A 25538-nucleotide genomic window follows, 5' to 3' on the forward strand; every position below is an offset into this window, starting at 1 on the left:
TTCGTCAAAAAAATCCGCGATACTACCACAATTGTTAAGAAAAAGTGGGCAAATTTAGAAAAGAAATCAGTTCTACGGCGAAATCAATCCCTTTTGGTTAGTTTTAAAACGAAATTTCAGAACGAACAAATAAAGCAGATATGAATAGAGTTTTGTAATTAAGGATACGAATTAGGCGATATTTTTTAGCGTACCGAAATAAATTTAATATTAGTTGTTCGTGCAAAATAAGTGTCGACTCATTGCATGCTATAAACAAATTAATGCGAGTCATTTTATAAATATCGAATATATTAGGTGTTAAATTGGCACTGTTACCTACAGTTGTTTTGCGAAGAGATTTAAGTGATGAGAAATATGACACTTAAATTAAGCATCTTGAAACAATAACTTAAGGGACAGCTAACATGCACCTAAACCAAGGAAGAGTGGCCAAGAAGGTTTTTACACTCAGTACTCTCACCGCGTCATGCTTAATGGCGTTCAACAGCTACGCGGCTGTGGATTGTTCAACGTTAGAAGCGTGGGATTCCGCCACGGTGTACACCGGTGGTGATCAGGTTTCACATGACGGCAGCGCGTACTCAGCGAATTACTGGAATCAAAATAACAACCCGAGCCAATTTGAGGGTGACTATGCACAATGGAAAAAGATTGATGTGTGTAGTGGTGGCGGAGGTGGCGGTACGCCAAATGAAGTACCAACGGCTTCATTAACGGCACCCTCTGCTTCTGACGTGATTACTGAAGGCGATAATGTTGTATTGAGTGCAACAGCACTAGATTCTGATGGCAGTGTGGCTTCGGTTGAGTTCTTTGTTGATGGCGCATCTGTTGCGGTAGTCACAGCGGCACCTTTCGAAGCGACTTGGGCTGCAACGTCGGGTAATCATCAGGTTTCTGTTGTTGCAACGGATAATGAAGGCGCAGCAAGTGTTGCAAGTGCGGTTTCTGTTTCTGTTGATTCAGCACAACCAGGGAATGAAGCACCGACAGTTTCAGTTGCACTTTCAGTGACATCTGTTGATGTTGGTGGTGTAGTCACACTGACAGCAACGGCAGCAGATAGCGATGGCACGGTTGATAAGGTTGATTTCTACGTAGCGGGTGCTCTTGTGGGCACTGCTGCAACGAGCCCTTACACGTTAGATTACACAACAACTCAAGCGGGTTCTTTAGCGGTTTACGCGAAAGCAACAGACGACCAAGGTGCGACTGCAGATTCTGCGTTGGCATCTTTGACCGTGAACGGCGCTCCAACAGTGAGCACATGTCGCCCTGATGGCTTATATCAAACTCAAGGTGTCGATGTTCCTTACTGTACAATTTACGATGATGAAGGCCGTGAGAAAATGGGCGCAGACCATCCCCGTCGTGTCATTGGTTACTTCACAAGTTGGCGTGCAGGGGATGACCCACAAGCAGCTTACCTAGTAAATGATATTCCTTGGGAACAACTCACACACATTAACTACGCTTTCGTGAGCATCGGTTCAGATGGCAAAGTAAACGTCGGTGATGTAAACGATCCAAATAACGCAGCGGTTGGTAAAGAGTGGCCGGGTGTGGAAGTTGATCCGGCATTAGGCTTCAAAGGTCACTTCGGTGCATTAGCGACAGCGAAGAAAAAACACGGCGTGAAAACGTTAATCTCAATCGGTGGTTGGGCTGAAACAGGTGGTCACTTCGCGACTGATGGCAGCCGCGTGGCTGATGGTGGTTTCTACACCATGACGACCAATGCTGATGGTTCTATCAACCATCAAGGTATCGAAACATTCGCGACTTCAGCGGTCGAAATGCTGCGTAAGTACCAGTTCGATGGTCTAGATATCGATTACGAATACCCAACTTCTATGGCTGGCGCAGGTAACCCATACGACAAAGACTTCATGGAGCCGCGTCGTCAATACCTGTGGGCGTCGTACCAAGTGTTGATGAAAGTGCTACGTGAGAAGCTCGATGCGGCGTCTGCGCAAGATGGCAATCACTACATGTTAACGATCGCAGCGCCTTCTTCTGGTTACCTATTACGCGGTATGGAAACATTCGATGTAACCAAGTACCTCGATTACGTAAACATCATGTCTTACGACCTTCACGGTGCGTGGAACGATCACGTAGGTCATAACGCAGCCTTGTTTGATACGGGTAAAGATTCAGAGCTAGCGCAGTGGAACGTATACGACACGGCGGCTTACGGTGGTATTGGTTATCTGAACACGGATTGGGCTTACCATTACTTCCGTGGTTCTATGCCAGCAGGCCGTATTAACATCGGTGTGCCTTACTACACTCGTGGTTGGCAAGGCGTAACGGGTGGTGAGAATGGTCTTTGGGGCCGAGCAGCACTGCCAAACCAATCTGAATGTTCAGCGGGTACGGGTGAAGGCGAGAAAAACAACTGTGGCCATGGCGCTATTGGTATCGACAACATGTGGCACGATACCGATCCAAAAGGTAACGAAATGGGCGCGGGTTCTAACCCTATGTGGCACGCGAAGAACCTAGAGAAGGGTATTTGGGGCTCTTACGCTGAAGCTTACAAGCTTGATCCTGTGAATGATCCTTCAGATGTTCTAACGGGCACTTACACGAGAAACTACGACAGTGTGGCGGTTGCCCCTTGGTTGTGGAACGCAGAGAAGGGCGTATTCCTTTCAACAGAAGATAAACAGTCTATCGACGTGAAAGCGGACTACGTTATCGACAAAGAGATCGGCGGCATTATGTTCTGGGAACTAGCAGGGGATTATAACTGTTATGTTCTCGATGCGAATGGCAACCGAAGCTCTATCGATACGACTGAGCAAGCGTGTAACAGCGGTAACGGTGAGTTCCACATGGGTAACACCATGACGAAAGCTATCTACGATAAGTTTAAGTCTGCAACACCATATGGAAACAAAGTAGCGACGGGTGCTATTCCAACAGAAGCGCTAGATATCGCGGTATCGGTTGGTGGCTTCAAAGTCGGTGACCAAAACTACCCAATCAACCCTAAGATCACGTTCACGAACAACACAGGGCAAGCTCTTCCGGGTGGAACTGAGTTCCAATTCGATATCCCAGTATCTGCACCTGATAACGCGAAAGATCAATCGGGTGGTGGTTTGACCGTGATTGCTTCAGGTCATACTCGCGCGGATAACATCGGTGGACTAGATGGAACCATGCACCGAGTGGCGTTTACGTTGCCGACATGGGAAGAGCTTCCTGCTGGCGGTGTGTATGAGTTAGACATGGTGTATTACTTGCCAATTTCTGGCCCTGCTAACTACGCGGTGAATGTCGGTGGCGTTGATTACGCGTTTAGCTTCGAGCAGCCAGATCTACCATTAGGTGATATCAGTTCAGGTGGCGGTAACCCTGGCGATGGTGGCACCAATCCAGGTACATGTGATACGGCAGGTTTAGCGGTTTACCCAGACTTACCTCAGAAAGATTGGGCAGGTAACCCAAGCCATGCAAACACAGGAGACCAAGTGGTTCACAACGGTAGTGTTTACCAAGCAAACTGGTGGACAAGTTCTGAACCGGGTAGCGATGGTAGCTGGACTCAAGTTTGTTCTTAATTTAATGCTAAGCAAACTATTTATAGACAATAGAGTGTAGTAATAGGTAATAAACACAAATGCTTTTAAGTCTATTTATCAGGAATTAGTATCAATTAAGTAATCAATCTAGACGTAAAATCAAAAAGCCGAACTGAATCCAGTTCGGCGTTTTTGTTATAAGTCACAGATTACGTATAGAAACCCTTAAAAATATCGACACTCGTTCAGTAAAAAATAAAAACATGATATAAAACAGTCTGTATATAAGAGAAGTCACAGCGTTACCTGAAATTATAAATCTACGGGGTAATCTTGAAAGTCAGACGTAAATACATTCTTAGTTTCTCAATTGTGCTGGCCGTAGTTTCTCTGATCCTCTCTGCTGTTCAATTCAACCGGACGAAAGAATCATTATTAGATTCCAACCAATTCTTCTTTCGTACTATTGTGAACGCGAGTTACGACATCGTAGACACCACAGTCAACGAAGCGATCAAAACCTATCTAAAAGGTGTGACTGATACCGTCGCCTCTCACGCACTGCGTGTCTCTCCAGAACAAGAAGTTGAAGAAGTCATTCGAATTGCCAACGAATTGGTGATTGGAGAGTCTGGTTATATCTACCTGATGTCACCACAAGGTATTCATCTATATCACCCGTTTTTACAAGGGAAAAATCGCGCGCATTTAACCCATATTCAACAACAACTGAGCTTACAGTCTGGAATGACCCAATACTCGCACGCCAATCCACATGAAGTTGGCAAGCGTGCGAAGGTCGCATATTCAGTGAGGCTACCGAGTGGCAATACATTGGTGGCGACCACCTATAAAGATGAACTGATGTACCTGGTTGATCTCGAAGCACTTAAAGACAAATTGAGAAAGTACTCGTATGGCGATAGTGGCTATGTATATATCGTTGATTTACAAGGCACGTTAGTCCTTCAACCTAACTTTGAACACGAGCACTTAAAAACCTTGATTGATGACTCTTCAGAGTTGCTTATCGATAAAGTCGTCGATGAACCTGAAGGTCACTTTAGTTACTCTATCTCTACGGCAGATGGCACGACGAGTAAAAACATCTTCTACAAGTTTTATCCGTATCTTAATTGGGTTATTTCTGCTGGTGTCTTAGAACAAGAGCTCAACAAGAACCACAGCTTATTGTTGGCAAGTTTGATGACGTTGGTTGTTAGTCTACTGAGTATCATTGTTGTTCTGGTGCTTTACCTGCGGCATCGTCATCTCAAAATATTGGATGTTGCGAGCCTCGATTACCTCACAGGCCTTCCTAGCCGACGGAGTTTTATCGAGCAGCTAAAACTGAAAATTACTCAAAGGTCACCTTATCCGCTAACAAATGTCGGTGTCATTTTGCTGGATATTGACCATTTCAAGCGGGTGAACGATCAATATGGTCATGCTCAAGGCGATAGGGTTATCTGTGAGGTCGCAAAATCACTGAAGAGATTTGTTAACCGTCGTCGTTTGATTGCACGCTATGGCGGTGAAGAGTTTATTTTGGTGACGTTTGATTGTGATGAACATGAGTTATTCGAATTATCAGAGGCGTTACGGTTATGTGTTGAGCAACTTCAAGGCTTAGTGTCGCCAGTAACAATCAGCGCTGGTTGTTGCCATGCTCAAGCACTGACTGACATTGAAACCGCTATCGATAAAGCCGACAAAGCGCTTTATCAAGCAAAAGAGAGTGGACGTAACAACACTCAAGCGTATCGAGAGAACGAATATCACGTTGCTTACATGTGATCGGTTGAAAGCCTCATTGAATTGAAAAGTTTTGTTCACACAAATCGAGCTCTTGAGAACGACAAACACAAAAAAGCCCAAATAGATCGCTCTATTTGGGCTTTTTCAGAATTATTTGAAAGGCTAATCGTTAATTTAAGCTTTCGCTGCTTTCATCGCTTCCGTTTTTTTTTCCTTTTGCATTTTTGCAAGGAAGTAGATGTTTACACAAGCGATAAAGCCGTTGGTGGCTGCAACTGGCCATGCGTCAATCATGATGCCGTATGCTGTGAAGAGTGCACAGCCAATAAAGTTAAGGACACGCAGACGAACGATATCTTTCATTGTTAATGAAATTGCGACCATAATAGACGCAGCGTAACCTAAAATTTCAACCATATTGAATTCCATTGTTTGACCCTCTTAAATTTGCCGATACTTTGTCGGTACCAATTCTTCTCTTCATGAGATGATTGAGGAAGCTCCGTGCCTCGAATGGTCTGGTTTTGTTTAACGGGGAGAACTATACCAACTCTGTTTTTGTGATTAAACCCCCAAAACAGACAGAGGTGAAGGTTAGCGATTACGCAAACGTTTAATGACCTTTCTATTAACATAATTACTATTTATGTTGGAGGTTGAATTGATAGTTATTCTTATATAGGTAAGGAAGCCTCGAATGATAAAACGATCCATTTGTGCAACAAAAAGCATAAAAAAAGCAGCACTATTGGCTTTGATGGCTATTGGGCTGACCGCATGCTCTACGCAAGAAATACCACCCACACACAATTATGGTGTGGTCACTAGCGGTGACTTTGGTTTCATGAAACACGGCGTGATGACGTACTCCTGGCACCCTGAGTCAGAAAAGGTTTACCTTTCTCAAAAATACGATGAAACCGTGGTAACCGATTTAGTGCGTGATTCGATTCAAGAACAGCTCTCAAGTAAAGGTTATCAGTTAAAGCAGGATGGTGTCGGTGATGTTGTTGTAGGCTTTGGATTAGCGGAAGAATCGGAACTGAACGATGAGTCTATCTTCGATGCGATTAAGCTATTTACTGGTGTGCCATTTTACGATGGTGAAGGTAAAGTCGCGGAGAAAGGGTCGTTGTACATTGCGTTTTTCGTACCTAACTCAGAGGTCGTACAATGGCAAGCATTAGCACAGTCTGGCATCCAACCTGATTTAGAGCCAAGCGAGAGCAAACAGCGTATTACTGGCTTTGTTGAAATGTTATTTAGACGCATGCCTGAGCGATAGCATTAGGCGTTGAATGCATTCGTGGAGTAAATATTAGTTGTGGAAAATATGGTCAGATCGCAGATTATACTTTTTTATTTGTAACGAATGGTACAAATACGTAAAGCAACGTAAAGTTCGCGCTTCTTTTGCTAGCATTTGTCTATACTGCTCAAAACGTTAACTTAGGTTTGATTCAATGAAACTGTTTTCCAAATACTCTCTCCCTCTATTAAGTATATTCATTGTAAGTAACGCCGCGATGGTAAGTAATGCAGCTATCGCAGCACCTTCTATAGTACCAAGCCCACCTAGCCTAGGCGCAAAAGGGTATGTGTTAATTGATTTTAATTCTGGTGATGTGCTGGTAGAAAAAAACGCACATACGAAGTTAAACCCAGCAAGCTTGACCAAACTGATGACCAGTTATGTGGCAGGTCAAGAGATGAAGCGAGGCAACATCTCTGCTGATGATCAGGTACGAATCAGTGAGAACGCGTGGGCGAAGAACTTCCCAGACTCTTCAAAAATGTTCATCGAAGTAAACACCGATGTAGCAATGATGGATCTTTATCGTGGCTTGATTATTCAATCCGGTAATGATGCTAGCGTTGCGATTGCAGAGCATGTTGCAGGCTCACAAGATGCATTCGTTGACCTGATGAACTCTTGGGCTACCTCTCTGAAGCTAGAAAACACCCATTTTGCCAATGCACATGGTTTGGATGCAGACGACCTCTATTCGACTCCTTACGATATCGCGTTACTCGGTCGTGCCATTATTCGTGATTTACCGGATGTGTATGGCTTATACAGCGAACGCTCTTTCAGTTACAACGGCATCACTCAACATAACCGTAATGGCTTGTTGCGTGATAGAAGCTTAACCGTTGATGGCATGAAAACGGGCTACACCTCTGGTGCTGGCTACAGTTTGGCGAGTTCAGCGACACAAGGTGAGATGAGACTTATCGCGGTTGTGATGGGCGCATCAAGCGTTAAGAGCCGTGAATCAGACAGCAAACAGCTGTTGAGCTACGGTTTCCGTTTCTTCGATACACTAAACCCGCATAAAGGCGGCGATCAAGTGGCTGAAGAGAAGGTATGGTTTGGTGAGCAAGACACATTGAAATTAGGTGTGGCAGAAGACACGTTCATTACGTTGCCTAAGTCAGACAGTAAAAAGCTGACTGCATCTATCGAGCTTAACTCTGAACTGAAAGCGCCAATTGCAGAAGGTCAAACTCTAGGTGTGGTTCATTACACCGTTGATGGCGAAGATGTTCAAACTCAGCCTTTGATCGCGCTTGAAGCGGTTGAACAGGGCGGTTTGTTCAAACGTTTAATAGACTACGTTAAGCTGTTCTTCGCGAGCCTGTTCTAAATAGAGCCTGTGGCGATAAGCCGCGCTGAAAAGTCGAAATATTATGGGTGTTGTGAGTGAATCACAGCGCCCTTTGTTATTTCTACATCAATGAAAACGCCGCGCCGCACTATCTTTATTAGCCGTAGCGGGCGGTTTCGATTACTATACGCAAAATTTAGCAGTGTAGTCACTTATGACGATAGATATAAAGAACGTAACCGAACCCGAAGTAACCTGTGCAAATTGTCAGGCATGCTGTTGTCGTTTAGAGGTTATGATCATCACAGATACGGGCGTACCTGAAGAGCACATCGCTTATGATGAATGGGGCGGTGAAACCATGAAGCGCTTAGACGACGGCTGGTGTTCTGCGGTAGATAGAGAAACACTGATGTGTACTATCTACGAAAACCGACCATGGATCTGTCGCGAGTTCGAAATGGGCTCTTTCGAATGTGTTGACCAGCGCAAAGATGTGATGGGCTAGGCGTCTGCAGTATTGAACTCAGTAACTAAAGTACGCTAATGAACTGTGATAATCACATTAAAATTAAATATCAGGGTTCTATACCTTAAGCAGTTGTAGAACCTTGATGCGTTTTATGAGATCAAATATTGAGTGAGATAAGAGTCTTAGCTCGATAAGTTAGAGTTTAGAACTCGGAAGGCACTTCAAACTCCATCCATTCACCGGTTGTCGGGTGAATCAACTTTAAGTAGCCAGCGTGCAGGTGTAAGCGCTCGCGTTTGTATCCGTATAAGTCGTCACCACGAATAGGTACAGCAAGCCCTAATGGATGAGCACAGTGCACTCGCAGCTGGTGGGTTCGCCCTGTTTTAGGGTACAAGTGAACCTTGGTTTTGCCATTGTGAGTGCTAACCACTTGCCAATGGGTCTCTGCATTTCGGCCGTGTTGGTGACAAACCAGTTGTCTTGGTCTGTCCGTGATGTCGCCGCGCAAAGGAAGGCTGATATTGCCAGATTCGCCCGTTATCTCGCCATCTAACAAAGCGGTGTAGCGTTTCTCTACGGTTCTATTAATGAACTGCTTCTGAATATGCTTGTTTGATTCCGCCGTGAGCGCCAAGATCAACAAACCTGACGTCGACATATCCAACCTATGGATAATCAAAGGACCAGTCGCATCCGGGTAACGCGCTTTTATGCGGGTATAAACTGAATCTTCGATGAACTTACCGGGAACCGACAAGAACTCTTCTGGCTTATTGACGACTACGATTTCATCGTCTTCATAAACAATATTAAAAGACTTACCAACCGCAGGGTTCACGATAAGCGGGTTATCTTCTAGCTCTATGCCACTTAACTGGTGTTCGAGGATCTCAAAGCTTTTACTCTGACAAACAGGGTAGAGGTTTGCGTGTTGTCGAATGATGTCTGTAGGCGGTAATCCCCACCAAAATTCAGACAAAGCTAACGGCTTGAACCCGTGTTCAAAGGCGAAGTTAAGCAGCTTTGGTAGGCAGCAGTCACCAGAGCCTTCAAGCGCGTCTTTACCATCGAGCAACTCGAGTAAATTCTTAGATTGCTTGGCTTGATTGATAAAGCGATAGTGAGAGAGGCGTTGAGTTTCCAACTGTTGTGAAACTGCTTGGTGATCTTGCTTACGGTTTTTCAGTTCGCTTTCAATCAAATCAATTTGTGATTGGCGCTCTGCGATCTTCTGTTTCCACTCAATACGAAGTGCTTTTAGGTCACGTTTCTCTTGGCTACTTTGATTGCCCAGTTGTTTGAGCAAATTCGCCGCTGACTCTAGATTCCCTAATGCTTTTTCTTGATTGGCTTGTTCTCTGAGTTCGTTACGCTGAGCTTTGTTTGCGGCCATTGCTAACTGAAAGGCTTCGATAGCTTTTGCTGATTCGATTTTTAACCCTTCAAGCTCGGCCAATAATGTGTCTAGATTGTGCGACTGTTGCAGCTTTTCAATGTCGTCCGAGAGCTGCAATTGTCGAGCAAGGTTCGCACTGTTTTGAGATTGAAACTGTTTTGAATCGAAGGCTGGTGGAACAAAGTGAATGTTGTTTAACTGAGAGACCAAAGCCGGATCTAACTGCAAGCCTGAAAACGCAGAAAGGTAACCTAACCCTTGTGTGGTTGGATTCTGAACAAGAAGCACAGCGTAGAGATTACCTTGCGAGGTTTCATTCACACCACAGTCGACAAGTGATTGCTGAAGCTGCAGCATAGCGAATTCACACACAGGGTGCGGGGTATAGTAATACGGAAACGTAAAACGAGTCGGTAGCGCTAAATCGACATTCGTGTTTGCTAGGTGCAGAGGTGTGTATTGAGCGACGTTTGTTGGCATTAAGATCAAACTCTATGGCTGTTCAGTTAGAGTTCGGTATTGTTGTCGAAATGAAGACAAATGAGAAGCCAAAGCAGAAGATAAATCGGCTTTGGCTTCATTTAGTTTCTTGTGTTTACTCTAGCAAGCACGTGTTTGAGTGAAACTCGATCAGTTCGAGTGTTCTAGCTCTACTTGCTCAGCTTTTTGGTAAGCAGGGTGGCTCTTTAAAAGTTCACCGTATTTAGCGATGTTAGGGTAAAGCGCAGTTGCACCAAAGTTACCAACGATTTCTACGATGAACGACATCATAAAATCTGCACCTGTTAGTGTGTCTGCAACCAAGTAGGTTTTACCTTCAAGTGCATTATTCACGTAAGTTAAGATCTTTTGGTTTTCATCGTCTGCATAACCGCCTAGGAAGTTAGTTTCGCAGCCGTCCTTCATTACAAAGATCTTAAGCAGCATTGGCAAAATACCTGAACTCTCAGCGAAGTGAAGCCATTGCGAATACTCAACGTAGTTTGCGGTGCCGCGTGTAGGTGCGAACTTACCCTGACCGTATTTGTCGATTAGGTATTCCGTGATAGCACCAGACTCAGTGATCACGACGCCATCGTCTTCAATGACAGGAGATTTACCCAATGGGTGAATGGATTTGAGTTCTGGTGGTGCAAGAAAAGTGACACTGTCTCGTTGGTAGGGTTTGATTTGGTAATCTACCCCAAGCTCTTCCAATAGCCAGATGATGCGCTTTGAGCGCGACTTATTCAGGTGATGCAAAGTAATCATGATTCTACCTAGTTAACGGGTTCAGTTTATTGAATTTATTTAGCTTCGTTCGTTTTGATAACAAGCTTACCGAAGTTCTGACCTTCCAATAGGCCCATGAATGCTTGTGGCGCATTTTCTAGACCTTCAACCAGGTGCTCACGATAGTGCATCTTGCCTTGAGACAACCATTCTGTCATTTGAACAGCAAATTCGTTGTAACGGTGTGCGTAGTCATCAAAGATGATGAAACCTTGCATCTTAATTCTTTTAACAAGCAGCATACCCATCAGGCTAGACATACGATCTGGTCCTTCAGGCAGTGAAGTCGCATTGTATTGAGAGATAAGGCCACACACAGGAATACGAGCACCTGTGTTAAGCAGAGGCATTACTGCATCGAATACCTTGCCGCCAACGTTTTCAAAGTAAACGTCGATGCCGTTGTCACACGCTTTAGCCAATTGCTCCGCGAAGTCGTCAGCTTTGTGGTCGATGCATTCATCAAAGCCAAGAATCTCTTTCGCGTACTGACACTTCTCTTGACCGCCTGCAACGCCGATAACACGACAGCCTTTTAGTTTGCCGATTTGTCCAACGGTTGCGCCTACAGCACCTGTTGCTGCTGCAACGACTAGCGTGTCGCCTTCTTTAGGTTGGCCGATATCAAGCAAGCCCATGTAAGCAGTAAAACCAGGCATACCCATGATGCCAAGCGCGTAAGAAGGGTGCGTTGGTTCTTTACCTAGTTTGATAAGGCCTTCACCGTTAGACACACCAAGATCTTGCCAACCTGTGTAAGCCAGTACCCACTCGCCAATTTCGTAATCAGCGTGGTTTGATTCTTCAACCTGACATACGGTTGCGCCTACCATCACTTCATCAATCGCAACGGGATCTGCGTAGGATTTAGCATCGCTCATACGACCACGCATGTATGGGTCTAGAGAAAGGTAAACTGAGCGAAGTAACATCTCGCCGTCTTTGATGCTTGGCGCAGCTATTGTCTCTAAACGGAAGTTGTCTTGAGTCGGTGCGCCAACTGGGCGAGAAGCCAATACGATTCGGCGATTGTCTTGTTGAGTCATTGGATGTCCTTAATTGTGTATTTTATACATTTAGAATTAGACCAGTCGTCTAGTCTTGTTGTCTAAAAATCCCGCCGTCATCAAATTGATAAGAGGGCGGGTGATTTTTTTAAGTTAAAGCCAATAAAGCGCGCTGCGCGTTATTAGCTTTCACCTTTTAAAATTCGTTCGGTAAGGCTCAAAGCTGACTGTAAGCTATGTGAGCTTTGGCTCAGCTTGCTCAATAAGCTGGCGCCTAACCACATTGAGTATAGGTTCTGAGCTGCTTCTTGGCTCTCTTCAACCTTTATGGAGCCATCTTCAATACCGCCGACAATGCACTGTTCGATGGTATTCGTCACTTTTTCTGCACCCTTTAATAGCGCTTGGCGCATAGGATCAGAAAGATCAGAAACTTCCGCGCTGAGTTTAACGACCAAGCATTTATGAGCATTGCAGGTGCCGTTTTCAATCTGTGACCATCGAGTGAAATAACTGACAATTCTCTGGTAATGGTTGCCTTCACCATGAACCAAAATAGTTTCAACTCTGCTGATGTAGGTCTCAAAATAGTGCTGGATCAGAGCCTCGCCAAATTGCTCTTTCGATTTAAAGTAGTGGTAAAACGACCCTTTCGGCACGTCCGCTTCTTTAAGCAATTGCGATAAGCCAACGCCGTTAAAGCCGTTGTTCACTATTAATTGGTAGCCAACATCTAAAACATGCAGGCGTGTGTCATTCGTTTTTTCGTTCATGGGCGGTACTATAAGTTAAATTAGACCAGTCGTCTAGTGGTCGGTTTTCGAGGGTATATTTGGTCGTTGTTACAGTAGCTAAATAGCTAAATAGCTAAATAGCTCAATATCTAAAGAGGCTTCAAATGTTCAGATATAAAAAAGCCCCGACATAGCGCGTATGTTGGGGCTTAAATCAGTAACTTCGATTATTTGATAGAGATGAGTTCTACATCAAAAATCAGAGTCGATGATGGTGGGATAGGGCCTGAACCGCCTTTACCGTAAGCTAGAGTGCTTGGAATAAATAGACGAACTTTTTGGCCTTCAACCATGTAAGTCAAACCTTCTTGCCAGCCTTTAATTACTTGCTTAAGAGCAAATGAGATTGGCTCGCCGCGCTCAACAGAGCTGTCGAAAACAGTGCCGTCGATTAGCGTACCGTGGTAGTGAACCGTTACTTTGCTGTTCTTAGTTGGGTGCTCTGTGCCTGTACCTTCTTCAAGAACAAGGTATTGAAGACCGCTTTCAGTCGTAATCACGCCTTCTTTAGTGCCGTTTTCAATTAGAAATTGTTGGCCTTGTTCGAAGTTTTCTCCGCCAGACTTATGATTCGTCCAAGTACGGTAAATCATGAAACCCGCCAAAAGAAAGACAATGACCGGGATGACAAATTTAGACATAGTAAAACCTATTTATATTGAGTGCTGAATTTCGTAGTTAATACAAAATGTGTTAATCAGTTGACTAAAGCCGTGATTATGGTTGAGTCAAAAGGTAGTTGATCGTTTTTGCAATGCCAGCAACGTCTTGGTGACCTGCTGTTAGTACTTGGTATTTACCGTTGATGATAAAGGTTGGTACTGAGTTGATCTGACCTTTTACTGAGATCTCTTCTGCTTGCTTAACGTAGTCGAAAAGAGCGACTTGCTGTTCTTTATTCAGCTGGTATGGGCTAACCAAACCACGAGAAGTAAACGCTGTCTCTAGTGCTTGTTGACGCTGCTCAGGTGTTGCATCTGCACCCATTTGAACGGCACCAAATAGGTCGTCCATGAATGCGTGGTCAGGCGTCGCATCAAGCTGCATCACTGCTGTGTAGTAGATCATTGCGCTGATTTGAGCGCTTTCGTTGAACGTCACGTGCATCTTGCCAATAGTTTGGTCTGTTAGAGATTCAATCTCTGGAATGGCACTTTCCATTTGACGGCAGTGACCACAGTTAAGAGAGAAGATTTCAGTGATCGGAGACAAGTTAAATTCTGTTAGAGCAGTAGGAAGCGCTTCGTATTGAACGCCTTTTTGTGGCTCGTCTGTTTCACTACAACCCGCGATAATGAGTACGGCAGCGAGTGCTGTGATGAATTTAGTAAATGGTTTAAACATAATGTTTGCTCTAGCGTTGAGAAGTCGTGAGATTCTAACTATTTAGTACGAATTGGAAAACAATTATAAGGTAAATAAATGCAAACAGTTCGAACTAGCGGCTGAAGACAAGCTAGTAGACGGTTAACTGTGATCAACAGCACTTTTTTGGGTTCTGCTTTCTTTTCGTCTAAAGTTTTTCCCTCGGTGCCGATATAGACATTAGTGAATGGTTTATCTGCATGAGTGGTTGGTGAAGTAATGAGATATTTAGCGATAATGTTAAGCATAGCTTTGGCTGGGTGTGAAGCCACGTCACCAACTGACTTACTTGGCGGTGACATGCTAGAGACTGCACCACAAACCGATTACGACTTGATGCATCCTGAATGGGGTGTGGTTCAAACGACTCATGTAGCAAGTAATCGTGGCTACTCGATTCAGAGCAGCACTCATCAACACAGAACCATCACGACCAACTACGGACGTGGCGTTTCGACTAACGATCCACTGGAAGTCTTTTTAAGACAAAACCGTATCGATTTTGAAGTGTTGCCGGGCAACCATGTGATGGTAAAGCTTGAGCAGCACGTGAACTTTAAAACAGGTTCAGCATTCCCTGAGCCAGCTTATAATCAATGGCTAGATACGCTAGGCAGCTACCTTGCTCAGCGCCAAGATATTGATGTGGTGATTGAAGGGCACACCGATAACACGGGCACAGATCGAATCAATGATCCGCTTTCAGATCAACGAGCAAAAGAAGTGAAGGCTCGATTAGAGAGTAACTATGTGTCGAGTCGTTCTATTTATACTCGTGGCTTCGGTGAGTATGTTCCAGCTTGTACGAACGCTTCTGCGCAAGGCAAGGCGTGTAACCGCCGTGTGGAATTGATGCTGATTGTAGCGAAGTAGTCGTTTGAGTTTTCGCTCCCAATTTGAAGCGATTAACGCCAAATAACAGACATAAAAAATCCCTCACATTCGAGGGATTTTTTGTATCTGACTTTTGTTGCTTTATTGCTTATGCAAACTGCTTTTCTAAGTAAGTCACGATATCTGAAGATTCGTACATCCACTCAGTTTTACCGTCTTTTTCGATACGTAGACAAGGCACTTTCACACGACCGCCGCCAGCTTCAAGCTCAGCACGGTGTTGCTCGTTGTTTTTTGCATCACGAAGTTCAAATTGAACCGACTGACGTTTCATCGCGCGGCGCACCTTCACACAAAATGGGCACGCTTCGAATTGGTATAACGTGTGCGTTTTTGCTTGCTCATTTACTTTGCTTTGTTCTTCTTGAGAACGCTTCACACCACGTGGGCTGAAAACAAAATTCAATAACAAGATGACACGACCTAAGAACCAACGGATAAACTTCATAACTCTCTCTACATATTTAAAATTAGCGTTACAATTTGCAGCATTATATACACAAGTTTTGTCAGATGCTCGCAACAAACCGCTAATATCTATTTTGTCCGTTCGATCGTATGAGACTTAGCCACATTTAGCCCTAAACGCTTAGACAGTCGAGTCAGATTTGCTCGGTCTGTTTTCAGAACTCGCCCTGCTTGTGCCCAGTTAAAGTTGGCATCTTCCAACACCTCAGTAATGATACTGCGTTGAAAATCGTCCGTTGCACCACGTAGCCCTGCAGAAAGGTCGATCGTTGGTGTCGATAATGGTGTGTTTTTCACCTGAGTCGTCGCAATTGGCTGATCTTGGTCTAGAGGACCACAATCTTCCTTGGTGATTGTCACCAGGTTTTTATTGGTGCTGCGCGCTAACGCTTTCAATGCGGAACGACTGATCACATGCTCAAGTTCACGCACGTTACCCGGCCAACCATAACGGTTTAGGAAAGAAAGAACGTCGGAGCGGAACTTAACTTGGTTGATACCAAGCTTACGACGCGCTTGTTCTAAGAAGAAACCCGCTAATAGGCTGATGTCGTCACCACGATCTTTCAGTGCTGGCACCGCGATAGGATACACACTCAATCGGTGGTACAAATCGGCTCTGAATCGACCGTCTTCAACTTCTTGTTTTAGATCTCGGTTTGTCGCTGCCAATACTCGCACATCAATGGTTTGAATGTTGTCTTGGCCAACCGGTTGGATTTCGTTGTTTTGCAGCGCACGTAGGAGCTTACTTTGAGCGGCCAAAGGCAATTCACCAATCTCATCAAGGAACAGTGTGCCACCATCGGCTAAAGCAAATTTACCTAAGCGGTTTTTGTCTGCGCCAGTGAACGCGCCACGAACGTGACCAAACAGTTCACTCTCTACTAAGTTTTCAGAAATTGCAGCACAGTTTACGTAGACGAGTGGGTTACGTTTACGTTGAGATTGGTGGTGCAGGGTGCGAGCCACAAGCTCTTTACCAACCCCGGTGTCACCATGAATCAAGATATTAAACTCAGATGGAGCTACAACAGCGATGTCGTTCTTAAGCGCGACCATGGTGTCACTGTTACCAATCAACTCACCGCCGTCACGTTCCCACGCTTCTACGTTCAATTCTTCGAGTAATTGCTTTGACTGTTTTGCTTGATGCTCAAGTTGCGAGAAGGTCAGTGCCATCTGCATGGTTGAGGCTGCAATAGCTGCCAGTACTTCAAGGTTCCGCGCCGGAATATTCGCGAAGACATCAGGTTTCAAGCTATCTAGAGTCAGAATGCCCAATAACTTGTCGCCAAATAGCAAAGGCAAGCCCATACAAGCATGCATTGGTAAATCGCCATCATGGTCAATAAGCAAACCATCGAAAGGATCGGGTAGGGAGCTGTCAGCATCGAAACGAACAGGAGAGCGAGACGCGCAGATCTCTTCAAATCGTGGGTGTTCTGAAATGATAAAGCGACGACCGAATGTATCTCGGCTGAGCCCTTGCATTGCGATAGGTACTAGCGTGTCGCCTTGAAGGCTTAAAAGCGCGACACAATCACACGTTATGGTTTTGCGAATGGCATCGATCAGGCGATTGAAACGATCTTGATCGTTGACACCACTTGCGAGGCCAATGGTCATTTCCATGAGGGTAGATGCGGAGATATCTTGCATAAAAAACTCTAACTGTGTGTTTATCTACATAATAGAGTCTTATTGACTTAAAAAAAAGGTCTTTTTGACATTTTTATAAGATGAGTTTTGAGAAGAAAACCAGTAATGACGGGGATTGATAAAGTTGGCACTGATTGTGCATAAGATACAGAGAAGCCCAATTATAGCGCTGATTAAACAGACTATTCTTGATCTCAATCAATCAGGTTGCATTAATCAGGTTTCGCGATTTTTTGAAATGAAAACGAGTCAAAATAACTCAGTTTCTAAAAATAACTAAGGTTTCAGAAAATCGATAAGTCATTCTTAATTTTTAGTAGTCAAAATGACATATAGGTCATAAGGCTCAGTGTTCGGAGTAAATTCATGCTTAACAATGCACATATCGAAATCATCAAATCTACTATTCCTCTACTTGAGAGCGCAGGCCCAGCTTTAACTCAGCATTTTTATCAACGTATGTTCACGCATAACCCTGAGTTGAAAGATATCTTCAATATGACTCACCAAAGAACAGGTCGCCAAGGCGTAGCACTGTTTGAAGCTATCGCGGCATATGCAAAGAACATTGAAAATCTAGCAGCGTTAACAACTGCCGTTGAACGTATTGCTCAGAAACACACAAGCTTTAACATTCAACCAGAGCACTACCAAATTGTTGGTTTGCACCTGATTGAGACATTACGTGAACTAGCTGCTGACGCCTTTACTCCAGAAGTGGAAGAAGCATGGACAGCCGCTTACCTATTCTTGGCGCAAGTATTCATCGATCGTGAAGCTGAACTTTACCTACAGCGTAAGCAAGCTGTTGGTGGTTGGGAAGCAGCGCGTGCGTTTGTGATTGCAGACAAAATCGAAGAGTCAGCGCTAGTAACAAGCTTTATCCTTCAGCCAAAAGACGGCGGTGAAGTTCTGGATTACACACCAGGTCAATACATCGGTATCGAAGTGAAACCAGAAGGCTCTCAATACAGCGAGATTCGTCAATACTCACTGTCTGATAAGCCAAACGGCAAGCAATACCGTATTTCTGTTAAACGTGAAGGACAAGGCCAAGAGACACAAGGCGTTGTATCTAACCACCTACACGATACGGTTGCTGTTGGTGATGAGGTTAGCCTATACGCACCAGCGGGTGACTTCATGTATCAAGAGCGCAGCAAGCCAGTAACACTTATCTCTGCAGGTGTTGGTGTAACGCCAATGCAGTCTATGCTTGAGTTCCTAAACACGGAAGATAAAAACGAGCCAGTACTTTACCTTCACGCTTGTGAGAACGTAGGCCAACACTCTTTCACGACTCGTGTTAAAGATATTGTTGCCGACAAAGGTTGGGAAGCGAAAACGTGGTACATGAACAAAGATGAATCTGCATGTGAAAACACGCATCAAGGTCACATGGATCTAGCGTCTATCTCTGATACTAAAGGCTTTGAAGAGAGCGATTTCTACATCTGTGGTCCTGTTGGTTTCATGAAGAATATCGTAGAGCAGCTAGATGCAATGAAAGTTGACCGTTCACGCGTTCACTACGAAGTATTCGGCCCTCACGCTAACTTCTAATAGGTCTCGGCATTTCTAGTAACACTCGCCTGAACTATTAATACCTTGCCTATTCAAAGGCCTCACAGTGTGAGGCCTTTTTGGGTTTGGTTGGTTTTGTCTGACATCATCGACTACTGCAGAACACGATGGTTCAGCTAAGATCTTTTCGCTTCTATCTAAGAACGTTTCATCTTCTTGGACATGTAGTCGGAATCGAAAAACTCAGGCCAGTACATTTTTACGTAACCACCGGCAACCCAAATCACTAGAATGGTGGCGATGGTTAGCTCAAAGAAACCAAACTTGTGTAGCCAATACCATTGTGGGTATTCCGCGCCGAAAAATGTAGTTAGACGATGCATGGCAATAGCGCTGATCACAGATGGGAAGGTGACGGCAGCAATCGAAGGTTGGAACTTCAAACGCATCAGGCGGATGTAACACAAGTAAATCAACAAAGTCATGGTGATGGCAATGCCCGCCAATGCACCTGTTAGAATCGGGTCTGGGTTGTCGAAGTTAACCAAGTAAGCGGCTAAAGATAAGTTAACCGGAGCTGCCATGATAGCGAGTGTTGGTCTTGCTCGGCGAGGAAGATTGCCTTCGAACACCAAGCGGTACAACACCACTGGCAACATAAGGAAATAGATACCAATACAAGTGACCGCAAGTGTTTCTGAAAATACGGTGTGCCCGAACTGTGTGCCAGCTAAGGAACTGCTGATCAAACCGACCGGATACAGAAACCAACTCGGTACAATGTTCGACATTTTGAAGTTGATGATCTGAAAACTGAAGAACAACACCATCATGGTAAAGTGCAGCAATAGCGCGCAGAACCAAACTGGGTAGGCGATAGCTGGCGATATCTCGGCTAAATAGTCGCACAGAATCAGTAAAGCCATGCTCATTGGTGCCATCAAGCTTCCGCTTAACGGGTGGCGAATATCATTAAGGAAGGTATTAAAGCTCGTTAAATAGCGCAGTAAAACAGGCAGCAATAATAGCGCGCCGAATGCAGCGAGGTAGGGACGAATTATCTCACCAATGCCCGGGATATATAACGCCCAAGCTTGTCCTAACCCAATAACGCCAAGTGCTAAAGACGCCTGAGATGGCGGCACATTTTTTACTTGGGTTAATCTTCTCCAGTTCAACGACTTGCTCCGACTTAGTTAATTACAGAATATTGGACTATTTGCCTTAGTTAGAGTGTGTAGGTCTTCCATCAATAGATTTTGAGGGCACTCAACTAATTTTGAGTGGATGATACCAAGTTTAACGTTTGCTTTTTTGATTTTGATACGGAATCGGGAGATTAAGCACGTTGAATGTGTGCTTTTGTTTCATGAGTCATTTGTAATTAACGTACTTCCTCTTGTTGAGGGAGATCTTGTTGTCTTAGTTTTTCGTTTTTCAGCGTACGGTTAAGCAGTTGACTGTAAATTGGCTGCCCACCTAACATTTGAGCAATGATTACCGCACCTAAGCAGGTGATGATCAACGGCAGGATCAGGTAGTAGTTATTGGTCATTTCGATAACCAACAGTATGCCAGTGATAGGCGCTCGCACGGTGGCGGCAAATAATGCTCCCATGCCAGCAATTGCAAACATACCCGGTTCAATATTCAGTTCGGGAAAGAATGCCGCTGCGATAAGCCCGAACGCATAACCAAAGAGTGTTCCTAGCGCAAGCATTGGTGCAAAGATACCGCCTGGCGCACCAGAGCCGAAACAAAGCAGGGTAGTGAGGACTCGGCCTAAGAAAATCAACAACAACACATTGGCGCTGTAGCTGCCATTCGTGATGTTCGGGATGATACCAATACCACCACCAGTTAATTCAGGTATATAAAGGAGCAACAAGCCAAAGCAACCGCCAAGTAGGGTGCCTGTCATCAAGTAGCGTTTACGGTCATTCTTGTGGATCGCCACAAACAGGTCTTGGGAAAGCGTAATCAGTTTATTGAAAATCACACCAAACAGGCCGAACAACACACCTAATAATAAGAATAACCAAAGTGCGTCGAGTTCAGGCGGCTGGTACTGAGGCATTGTGATAACGGCAGATTGGCCATTGATAGAACGAAATACAATGTTGGCTGAAACTGCTGAGATGATGACAGCTTTGATTGATATGAGTGAGTAGCGAAACTGTGGTCTCATCTCCTCAACCACAAACATGATTCCTGCCAGTGGTGCGTTAAATGCGGCGGCTAAGCCACCAGCGGCACCTGAAGCCAACAGTGAGTGGCGAGTGTCATCGTCTTTGACTCGAAAGATATCAGTGACCATACGACCGATACTGCCGCCCATTTGAACGGTTGGCCCTTCACGGCCTAAAACCATACCAGAGCCTAACGCGCCCATGCCGCCAAAGAATTTTACGGGTAATACTCTCCACCATCGAACAGGGCGCATGCCGTCCATTGCACCTTCGATTTCAGGGATACCTGAACCGGCAGCCTCTGGAGCAAAGCGGTGAACGAGGAAGTAACCAATAAAGGCAAATGCAGCACTAATAAGGAAAGCGGCCAACCAAAGGGGTAAATAGCTACCGATTTCATCTTTAAGCCAATCGGTACGAGTTTCTGTGATGAAATGAACCGCGACTTCGAAATAGGTACCCACTACGCCAGCAAGTACACCTACAATACAAGAAAGAAAGAGAACGGAAGCGGGTGTCTTATCTCTTGAGAGAAATTGATTAATAGCATCCCTTGGCATTTTGGCTAATAAGGATTGCTTAATTTTCTCTCTTCTGATCATAAAGATAAGTTTCCTGAATGAGTTAAGGCGGGGTTGCATTAAATTATACGCTTCCTCTGCATATCCTATAGCAACAAAGTTGAAAAGTTGAATTTCATTTATGGAATGTACGTGTTACATAAATAGAATATATGCTCAATAGTGGAATCACCGTCACAGTTTTGATCGATTCTCTGGCGGCGGCTTGAATATCCCCAAAAATGAACCATAGTTAAATCGTAAAGCAACATAACGAACCGCAAGGAGAAGTGAGGTTTTACACACAATTTGGATGGATTCAGAAACAAAGTTTTAGTTCCTCGTTAAATGTTCAGGTCGATATTTAAGGCTTCCTGATTCGCGAACTCACGATTGAGTAACGAGGGTGAGGCGTACTGAGTAAGTACGCCTTTAGTTCGTCTGGAGCATCCCATTTCCACATTCTGCCTCTACTGTTTATCTCTTCTGATTATTTTCGCGCCAACCTCTATTAACGAATCTCAGTGTAAACAATCGATTGGGGTCAACTTTTTGGTGATTGAGTATATACTCCCTTAAAAAGGAGAACTGATATGACTAAAAAAGTTCCTACGAACATCATTACGGGTTTCTTGGGTGTTGGTAAAACGACAGCCATCTTGAACCTGCTAAAAAATAAACCTGAGAATGAAAACTGGGCTGTTCTGGTTAATGAGTTCGGGGAAATCGGTATTGACGGTGCATTAATGACAGATCAAGGCGCTTTGATTAAAGAAGTGCCGGGTGGATGCATGTGCTGTACTGCGGGCGTGCCTATGTCAGTGGGTATTAATGCCTTACTTCGCCAAAAGCCAGACCGTTTATTGATTGAGCCGACAGGGCTTGGTCACCCTAAACAGGTTATAGCGACACTGACTTCCGATCAGTACACACCATATGTCGATTTAAAAGCGACGCTTGGTTTGGTTGACCCACGAAATCTGTCTAATGAAAAGTACACCTCGAATCAGAGTTTTAATGATCAACTAAATAGTGCAGATGTGATTCTTGGTACTAAGGTTGACCTTGTTCATTCTGAAGACATCGATGTGTTCAATGATTGGGTGACGGATCAAACGCCAGCAAAAGTCTTCCATAAGCTAATTCACGATGGTGAAGTGCCATTGGAAGTGTTAGACATTGAAAGAGTATACGGCAGTGCTTCCTCTCATATTGAAGCGCATCATCACGATCACGCTGAACAAGAGCCTCAATTCCAACTTCCTCCTGGTGAAGCTTTCATCCGTAAAGAGAATAAAGGACAGGGCTATTTCAGTTGTGGTTGGTTGTTTGGCGCAGAGCATAAGTTCGACTTCGATGCGCTATTCTCTATGTTGTCGGATCTAACGGCCGAGCGTGTAAAAGCCGTCGTGAACACCGACCAAGGTTGCTACGCATTCAATGTGGCGAATCAAGTCGTGTCTGTGAACGAAATTACACTGGATGGCTTTGAATCTCGATTGGAAGTGATCGACTCGCAGCTCATGCCATGGGGCGATCTAGAGCAGATTCTACTCAAGCTGTGTGGCATCAAATAGCCCAGTTTTTGCTGTTTGAACCAAGGATCTTGGTGTTTACTTCGTTGAAGGCGGGATAAACACCAGATTAAATGAGAAAGTTTGCGTTATATCACGATAAATGTGAGATAAATCACTCTAATTACTTTATAGTGCTCGGCTGAAATAAGAATGTAGGCTGTCTGCTTAAGGAACCCGTAACAATGTCATTTTCCTCTCAAGGTTTTGCTCCTGAATTAGTCAAAGCGTTGACTGAGTGTGGTTATGAAAAACTCACTCCAATTCAACAAAAAGCGATTCCAATGGCTCGTAAAGGCCATGATATTTTTGCTACTGCTCAAACCGGCACGGGTAAAACAGCGGCATTTTCATTGCCTGTTATTCAACACCTTTTGAACAGCGGTAAAAAAGCGTCTAGAGGAACGGCTCGCGGCCTTATTCTTGCTCCAACTCGTGAGCTTGCTGCGCAGATCGCTCAAAACATTAAAGACTACGTTAAATACACGGATCTAAGCGTTTCTGCGGTTTACGGTGGTAACAAGATGTCTTCACAAGTTCGTCAACTAGAACTGGGTGTGGATATTTTGGTTGCAACCCCTGGCCGTTTAGAAGAGCACTTAGAAGCGGGTAACGTGTCTATTGCTAACCTAGAATTCCTAGTATTTGATGAAGCTGACCGTATCCTTGATATGGGCTTTATCAATGCCGTTCGTAAGATCATGTTGGATGTAGAAACATCACCGCAAATCATGATGTTCTCTGCAACGACTTCTACTCAGTTAAACCAACTGTCTGTTGATATTCTGCGTAAACCAAAACGTATTAGTGTTGAGCGCGAAAACTCTACGGCTGCTACTGTTGGTCACGTGGTTTACCCAGTGGATCAAGAACGTAAAACTGAACTGCTTTCTGAGCTTATTGGCCGTAAAAACTGGCGCCAAGTGCTTGTGTTCGTGAACTATAAAGAAACAGCGAATGATGTAGTTAAAGAGCTTAAGCTTGACGGTATTAAAGCGGTACTTTGTCACGGTGATAAAGCGCAAAGTGCTCGTCGTCGTGCTTTGGATGATTTCAAAGAAGGTAGAGCACGTGTGATGGTAGCAACCGACGTTGCAGCTCGTGGTCTTGATATCGAAGACTTACCACACGTAATTAACTACGACATGCCTTTCCTAGCGGAAGATTACGTTCACCGTATTGGCCGTACAGGTCGTGCTGGTAAACAAGGTCACGCAATCTCTTTCGTTAACCGCGAAGAAGAGCTGACTGTTGTTCAAGTTGAAAAACTGATTCAACAACGTATTCGCCGTGTTGAACAACCGGGTTACGAACCGAAGAAACGTGATGCTTACATCGAGAAGCTGAACACTAAATCGGCTTACAAAAACCGTCAGGGTCGTAAGAACAACGCGAACGAAGAGCCACAAGATCAAGCAAGCGCTGAACGTCGTTTGACTATGATGAAGCGAATTAAAAACCGTCGTAAGTAAAATTACGGTTGGTAATGAAAAAGAGCCACTGTTATGTGGCTCTTTTTGTTTGTATTGATCGCAATATTGTTTATTGTCATTACTGCTTCGTTTCAACCTCGCTTCATTTCAAGCCCGATCAAGAAACAAGAACTATTAAATAAAAATAAGTCGATAAGGTAATAATATGGATAGCGCACTACTTTGGGCTTTTATTCCCACGTTTTTCTTCGTGTCAATCACGCCTGGTATGTGTATGACTTTGGCGTTGACACTTGGAATGAGTGTTGGATACAAGCGTACATTATGGATGATGATCGGTGAACTGGCTGGTGTCGCTGTGGTTTCTATTGCCGCGGTATTGGGTATCGCTTCGATCATGTTGAATTACCCATGGCTATTTACGGGCTTTAAATTTGTTGGTGCGGGTTACCTGTTTTATTTAGGCGTTCAGATGTGGCGTTCGAGAGGCAAACTGGCGATCAGTACTGACAACCAAACAACAAAAGTCAGCAATGATTGGGACTTGGTGGTTCAAGGTTTTGTCACTGCAATTGCGAACCCAAAAGGCTGGGCGTTTATGATTTCTTTGCTGCCTCCTTTTATTAACAGCAATAAAGACTTAGCACCGCAGTTACTCATTCTCGTGTCGATCATTCTGGTTTCTGAGTTTGTTTGCATGACTTTATACGCGACCGGCGGTAAGAGCTTAAAACATATGCTCGGCAAGGCGGATAACGTTAAGTTGATGAACCGTATTGCTGGTACGTTGATGATGGGTGTTGGTGTGTGGCTGTTCGTGAGTTAATTCTGAAAAGCGATAACGGTTAGAGATCTCCGACTCAGTCGTCCCTCCTTCTCGAGGATGACTAGAGCTTGGTATGACGAGCTCTTTGGATGATGATAAGTTTTTAAGGCTTGGTTCCTTACTTAAACCGAAGAATGCATAGAATATAAAAAGAGCAATAGGGCATTTGGCCTTATCGCTCTTTTTGATTTTACTG

Annotated in this window: 21 protein-coding genes; 10 read left to right on the forward strand and 11 right to left on the reverse strand. The window is 44.4% G+C overall.

Annotated features, from left to right (window positions below):
• Positions 1–407 precede the first annotated feature (407 nt).
• Together AB6D93_RS20120 and AB6D93_RS20125 are read left to right on the forward strand one after the other, a co-directional pair.
• Positions 408–3575 carry a chitinase C-terminal domain-containing protein gene (locus AB6D93_RS20120; RefSeq protein WP_017072213.1) on the forward strand — a complete coding sequence of 1056 codons (3168 nt, stop codon included), beginning with the start codon at positions 408–410 and terminating at the stop codon, positions 3573–3575.
• A 294-nt stretch (positions 3576–3869) separates the two neighbouring features.
• Positions 3870–5333 (forward strand): sensor domain-containing diguanylate cyclase, encoded by a 1464-nt coding sequence (locus AB6D93_RS20125; protein ID WP_102333489.1) that lies wholly within the window; start codon positions 3870–3872, stop codon positions 5331–5333.
• Positions 5334–5468: 135 nt separating this feature from the next.
• Here AB6D93_RS20125 and AB6D93_RS20130 read toward each other — a convergent pair whose 3' ends face one another.
• The gene (locus tag AB6D93_RS20130; protein WP_017068159.1) at positions 5469–5723 is read right to left on the reverse strand and encodes a YgjV family protein; all 255 of its coding nucleotides are present in this window, start codon (positions 5721–5723) and stop codon (positions 5469–5471) included.
• Positions 5724–5991: 268 nt separating this feature from the next.
• Between AB6D93_RS20130 and AB6D93_RS20135 the strand changes: the two genes are divergently transcribed.
• The 3 genes from AB6D93_RS20135 (at position 5992) to AB6D93_RS20145 (ending at position 8411) form a co-directional block, all read left to right on the forward strand.
• Entirely contained in the window at positions 5992–6579 is a 588-nt protein-coding gene (locus AB6D93_RS20135; RefSeq protein ID WP_102333490.1) for a DUF4136 domain-containing protein, read from the forward strand.
• Positions 6580–6757: 178 nt separating this feature from the next.
• A complete protein-coding gene (locus AB6D93_RS20140) occupies positions 6758–7942 on the forward strand; it encodes a D-alanyl-D-alanine carboxypeptidase family protein (RefSeq protein ID WP_017064476.1) in 1185 nt (394 codons plus the stop codon).
• 175 nt (positions 7943–8117) lie between these two features.
• Positions 8118–8411 carry a YkgJ family cysteine cluster protein gene (locus tag AB6D93_RS20145; RefSeq protein ID WP_080582263.1) on the forward strand — a complete coding sequence of 98 codons (294 nt, stop codon included), beginning with the start codon at positions 8118–8120 and terminating at the stop codon, positions 8409–8411.
• A 166-nt stretch (positions 8412–8577) separates the two neighbouring features.
• On the opposite strand, the gene AB6D93_RS20150 is transcribed toward AB6D93_RS20145, so the two are convergent.
• From AB6D93_RS20150 to AB6D93_RS20175, 6 genes are all read right to left on the reverse strand, one after another.
• Positions 8578–10254, reverse strand: coding sequence for an RluA family pseudouridine synthase (locus tag AB6D93_RS20150; RefSeq protein WP_102333491.1), 1677 nt, complete (start codon positions 10252–10254; stop codon positions 8578–8580).
• A 150-nt stretch (positions 10255–10404) separates the two neighbouring features.
• Positions 10405–11025: a glutathione S-transferase family protein gene (locus AB6D93_RS20155; RefSeq protein WP_017064479.1), complete on the reverse strand. Its 621-nt coding sequence runs from the start codon at positions 11023–11025 to the stop codon at positions 10405–10407.
• A gap of 35 nt (positions 11026–11060) precedes the next feature.
• Complete coding sequence (locus tag AB6D93_RS20160; protein WP_017062644.1) at positions 11061–12092, reverse strand: NADP-dependent oxidoreductase; 1032 nt, start codon at positions 12090–12092, stop codon at positions 11061–11063.
• A 143-nt stretch (positions 12093–12235) separates the two neighbouring features.
• Positions 12236–12826 (reverse strand): TetR/AcrR family transcriptional regulator, encoded by a 591-nt coding sequence (locus AB6D93_RS20165; RefSeq protein ID WP_017062643.1) that lies wholly within the window; start codon positions 12824–12826, stop codon positions 12236–12238.
• 188 nt (positions 12827–13014) lie between these two features.
• Entirely contained in the window at positions 13015–13488 is a 474-nt protein-coding gene (locus AB6D93_RS20170) for an FKBP-type peptidyl-prolyl cis-trans isomerase (RefSeq protein WP_017062642.1), read from the reverse strand.
• Between the two features lie 76 nt (positions 13489–13564).
• A complete protein-coding gene (locus AB6D93_RS20175; RefSeq protein WP_017062641.1) occupies positions 13565–14191 on the reverse strand; it encodes a thioredoxin domain-containing protein in 627 nt (208 codons plus the stop codon).
• Between the two features lie 258 nt (positions 14192–14449).
• Here AB6D93_RS20175 and AB6D93_RS20180 point away from each other — a divergent pair, with 258 nt between their 5' ends.
• Complete coding sequence (locus AB6D93_RS20180) at positions 14450–15085, forward strand: OmpA family protein (RefSeq protein ID WP_102333492.1); 636 nt, start codon at positions 14450–14452, stop codon at positions 15083–15085.
• A gap of 109 nt (positions 15086–15194) precedes the next feature.
• On the opposite strand, the gene AB6D93_RS20185 is transcribed toward AB6D93_RS20180, so the two are convergent.
• Together AB6D93_RS20185 and norR are read right to left on the reverse strand one after the other, a co-directional pair.
• A complete protein-coding gene (locus AB6D93_RS20185) occupies positions 15195–15554 on the reverse strand; it encodes a glutaredoxin (protein WP_017062638.1) in 360 nt (119 codons plus the stop codon).
• Between the two features lie 89 nt (positions 15555–15643).
• Positions 15644–17236 (reverse strand): nitric oxide reductase transcriptional regulator NorR, encoded by a 1593-nt coding sequence (gene norR / locus AB6D93_RS20190; RefSeq protein ID WP_017062637.1) that lies wholly within the window; start codon positions 17234–17236, stop codon positions 15644–15646.
• A gap of 366 nt (positions 17237–17602) precedes the next feature.
• On the opposite strand from norR, the gene hmpA reads away from it, so the two are divergent.
• Entirely contained in the window at positions 17603–18799 is a 1197-nt protein-coding gene (gene hmpA, locus AB6D93_RS20195) for an NO-inducible flavohemoprotein (RefSeq protein WP_102333493.1), read from the forward strand.
• A 158-nt stretch (positions 18800–18957) separates the two neighbouring features.
• Here hmpA and AB6D93_RS20200 read toward each other — a convergent pair whose 3' ends face one another.
• Together AB6D93_RS20200 and clcA are read right to left on the reverse strand one after the other, a co-directional pair.
• Entirely contained in the window at positions 18958–19938 is a 981-nt protein-coding gene (locus AB6D93_RS20200; protein ID WP_104216296.1) for a TDT family transporter, read from the reverse strand.
• Positions 19939–20144: 206 nt separating this feature from the next.
• Positions 20145–21551 (reverse strand): H(+)/Cl(-) exchange transporter ClcA, encoded by a 1407-nt coding sequence (gene clcA, locus AB6D93_RS20205; RefSeq protein WP_102333494.1) that lies wholly within the window; start codon positions 21549–21551, stop codon positions 20145–20147.
• A gap of 551 nt (positions 21552–22102) precedes the next feature.
• Between clcA and AB6D93_RS20210 the strand changes: the two genes are divergently transcribed.
• From AB6D93_RS20210 to AB6D93_RS20220, 3 genes are all read left to right on the forward strand, one after another.
• A complete protein-coding gene (locus AB6D93_RS20210; protein WP_102333495.1) occupies positions 22103–23086 on the forward strand; it encodes a GTP-binding protein in 984 nt (327 codons plus the stop codon).
• 182 nt (positions 23087–23268) lie between these two features.
• The gene (locus tag AB6D93_RS20215) at positions 23269–24555 is read left to right on the forward strand and encodes a DEAD/DEAH box helicase (protein WP_019821956.1); all 1287 of its coding nucleotides are present in this window, start codon (positions 23269–23271) and stop codon (positions 24553–24555) included.
• A 166-nt stretch (positions 24556–24721) separates the two neighbouring features.
• Positions 24722–25342 (forward strand): LysE family translocator, encoded by a 621-nt coding sequence (locus tag AB6D93_RS20220; protein WP_017062631.1) that lies wholly within the window; start codon positions 24722–24724, stop codon positions 25340–25342.
• Positions 25343–25538 lie beyond the last annotated feature (196 nt).

The organism is Vibrio sp. 10N.247.310.23 (genome assembly GCF_041467155.1).
Classification (GTDB): Bacteria; Pseudomonadota; Gammaproteobacteria; order Enterobacterales; family Vibrionaceae; genus Vibrio; species Vibrio crassostreae_C.

Bases quoted from the DNA above. Each gene is read 5' to 3' on its own strand.
- AB6D93_RS20120 (WP_017072213.1), top strand. From the start codon at position 408: ATGCACCTAAACCAAGGAAGAGTGGCCAAGAAGGTTTTTACACTCAGT.
- AB6D93_RS20130 (WP_017068159.1), bottom strand. From the start codon at position 5,723: ATGGAATTCAATATGGTTGAAATTTTAGGTTACGCTGCGTCTATTATG.
- AB6D93_RS20135 (WP_102333490.1), top strand. From the start codon at position 5,992: ATGATAAAACGATCCATTTGTGCAACAAAAAGCATAAAAAAAGCAGCA.
- AB6D93_RS20140 (WP_017064476.1), top strand. From the start codon at position 6,758: ATGAAACTGTTTTCCAAATACTCTCTCCCTCTATTAAGTATATTCATT.
- AB6D93_RS20145 (WP_080582263.1), top strand. From the start codon at position 8,118: ATGACGATAGATATAAAGAACGTAACCGAACCCGAAGTAACCTGTGCA.
- AB6D93_RS20150 (WP_102333491.1), bottom strand. From the start codon at position 10,254: ATGCCAACAAACGTCGCTCAATACACACCTCTGCACCTAGCAAACACG.
- AB6D93_RS20155 (WP_017064479.1), bottom strand. From the start codon at position 11,025: ATGATTACTTTGCATCACCTGAATAAGTCGCGCTCAAAGCGCATCATC.
- AB6D93_RS20160 (WP_017062644.1), bottom strand. From the start codon at position 12,092: ATGACTCAACAAGACAATCGCCGAATCGTATTGGCTTCTCGCCCAGTT.
- AB6D93_RS20165 (WP_017062643.1), bottom strand. From the start codon at position 12,826: ATGAACGAAAAAACGAATGACACACGCCTGCATGTTTTAGATGTTGGC.
- AB6D93_RS20170 (WP_017062642.1), bottom strand. From the start codon at position 13,488: ATGTCTAAATTTGTCATCCCGGTCATTGTCTTTCTTTTGGCGGGTTTC.
- AB6D93_RS20175 (WP_017062641.1), bottom strand. From the start codon at position 14,191: ATGTTTAAACCATTTACTAAATTCATCACAGCACTCGCTGCCGTACTC.
- AB6D93_RS20180 (WP_102333492.1), top strand. From the start codon at position 14,450: ATGTTAAGCATAGCTTTGGCTGGGTGTGAAGCCACGTCACCAACTGAC.
- AB6D93_RS20185 (WP_017062638.1), bottom strand. From the start codon at position 15,554: ATGAAGTTTATCCGTTGGTTCTTAGGTCGTGTCATCTTGTTATTGAAT.
- norR (WP_017062637.1), bottom strand. From the start codon at position 17,236: ATGCAAGATATCTCCGCATCTACCCTCATGGAAATGACCATTGGCCTC.
- hmpA (WP_102333493.1), top strand. From the start codon at position 17,603: ATGCTTAACAATGCACATATCGAAATCATCAAATCTACTATTCCTCTA.
- clcA (WP_102333494.1), bottom strand. From the start codon at position 21,551: ATGATCAGAAGAGAGAAAATTAAGCAATCCTTATTAGCCAAAATGCCA.
- AB6D93_RS20210 (WP_102333495.1), top strand. From the start codon at position 22,103: ATGACTAAAAAAGTTCCTACGAACATCATTACGGGTTTCTTGGGTGTT.
- AB6D93_RS20215 (WP_019821956.1), top strand. From the start codon at position 23,269: ATGTCATTTTCCTCTCAAGGTTTTGCTCCTGAATTAGTCAAAGCGTTG.
- AB6D93_RS20220 (WP_017062631.1), top strand. From the start codon at position 24,722: ATGGATAGCGCACTACTTTGGGCTTTTATTCCCACGTTTTTCTTCGTG.